Origin of the sequence: Rhodococcus sp. NPDC057014 (assembly GCF_042673295.1) — a bacterium.
In the GTDB taxonomy this organism is placed as follows: domain Bacteria; phylum Actinomycetota; class Actinomycetes; order Mycobacteriales; family Mycobacteriaceae; genus Rhodococcus_F.
The window spans coordinates 1-1,821 of record NZ_JBHUSF010000607.1; the positions used below are offsets into that span (position 1 = coordinate 1).

General features: G+C 68.5%; 1 protein-coding gene and 1 pseudogene. One reads left to right on the top strand and one right to left on the bottom strand.

Annotation, left to right across the window (positions count from 1 at the left end; translation table 11 throughout):
* A pseudogene (locus tag ACFTZB_RS45375) lies at positions 1–474 on the bottom strand (hypothetical protein); the annotation flags it as partial.
* Between the two features lie 231 nt (positions 475–705).
* Between ACFTZB_RS45375 and ACFTZB_RS45380 the strand changes: the two are divergent.
* A complete protein-coding gene (locus ACFTZB_RS45380) occupies positions 706–1,767 on the top strand; it encodes a M23 family metallopeptidase (RefSeq protein ID WP_378442519.1) in 1,062 nt (353 codons plus the stop codon).
* Positions 1,768–1,821 lie beyond the last annotated feature (54 nt).

A 1,821-nucleotide genomic window follows, 5' to 3' on the forward strand; every position in this document is an offset into this window, starting at 1 on the left:
GACAGCGGCGTAGGCGCCGGTCCCGGCGGCCAATTCGGCCGCCGTGTCGGGCCGGAACAATTCGAGCCGATTGGCGTCGATGGCATCCGACCACAGCTGCGTGTCGAGGACGGCGGCGCCGACGGACACGGCGCCTGCACCGGCCAGCAACGCCCCCGCCATCGCGGTGTTCCGGGCGAGAACCGCGGGAACGGCCAGAACCGGTGCCGCGACGGCGAAGACGGCGGCCCACACCGCGGCCGCACCGATCGCGGACGGCGCTGCCGCCCCGTCGACCGCGCGGACGGCCTGCAGGACGGGCGCCGACGCCACCCCCAGACCTCCGACGAGGCTCAGCAGAACCGCGAGCACGGTTCCCCTCCGCGCGCGGAGGGGATCGGGTTCGTCGACGACCGCCACACCGGTGCCACCGGACGACGGAATGCGTTCGGGCTCGGCCCTGCGCCCGTCCGGGGATCGAGTTGATGACGCCACAGGCCGACGCTAGCGCCTACCCACCGCCTCCCCCGGGTTGTGACACGCGTGCGCAGCGGCGAGATTGAACCGAGACGAAAAGCGAGTTCGACATTTCCCCAGCTCAGTTTGTGATGCCGATCACATGTAGCCGTTCCTCTCCGTTACAGGTTGCGCGCATCGCAACCGTTTCGTTACCGTCGCCAAGGTCTAAGTCACAGGCAGGTCACGAGCAGGAGGACGGACGGGCGTATGCACCATCGCAGCCAGTTCACGGCCAGCCGTTTTGTGAGTCACCACGATGACGAGTTGCGGGGTCACAAGGACGAAGTCGCGCCCACGTATCCCCCACAGTCGGTCGAGCAGTATCCCGAGACCGATAGTTCTGAGATTTCCAGCATGTTCTTCCGCAATTCGCAGTCCACACGCTCCACCCACGACAGCGTCGACCCCGGCAACGGAGTCGAGACCGTCGACACCGAGTCCGAGATCCCCGGCTTCATCCCCCGCAGCGGTTCCGAGTCCTTCGAGGGCACGCCCTCCCACTCCCGCCGCGGAGCCCACCGCCTCCCGACTCCCCCCTCGGCCCTCAAAGGTCGCGCCGCAGTACTCGCGGTCGCAGCAGGCGCCGTAGTCGCCGCAGGCCAGGCCGCAGTCACCAGCGGATCCTCCAGCTCCTCCGATCACTCCGAGGTCGCCCTCGCCAGTGACGAGTCGAGCACCATCGGAACCACCGCGGAACCGCAGGCCGCGCAGTACTCGACGGTCGCCGACACGGCCACCGCAGATTCGAACGCCCCGCAGGTCCTCAACATCGCGAACCCGACCGACCTGTCGCAGTTCAGCAACCTGCTCGCCAAGGGACAGCGTTTCAGCGAAGAGCGCGCCGCCCGCGAAGCCGCGGCCCGCCGCCCCCTGTTCGTCCTCCCCGCCGTGGGAACGTTCACCTCCAACTTCGGAAGCCGCTGGGGCACCCTCCACGCGGGCGTCGACATCGCCGCCCCCATCGGCACCCCCATCGTGGCCGTCGCCGACGGCGAGGTCATCGACTCCGGTCCGGCATCCGGGTTCGGTATGTGGGTCCGCCTCAAGCACGCCGACGGCACCATCACCGTCTACGGCCACATCAACACCTCCACCGTCACGGTCGGCCAGAAGGTCATGGCGGGCGACCAGATCGCGACCGTCGGCAACCGTGGTTTCTCCACCGGCCCGCACCTGCACTTCGAGGTGCACCTCGCCGGCGAGAACAAGATCGATCCCCTGCCCTGGCTGGCCTCCCGCGGCATCAGCCTCGGCCCCGAGATGGACTGACACTCTCGGAATCACCCCCGAACACACGACGACTGCGGGCGCATGCAATGCATG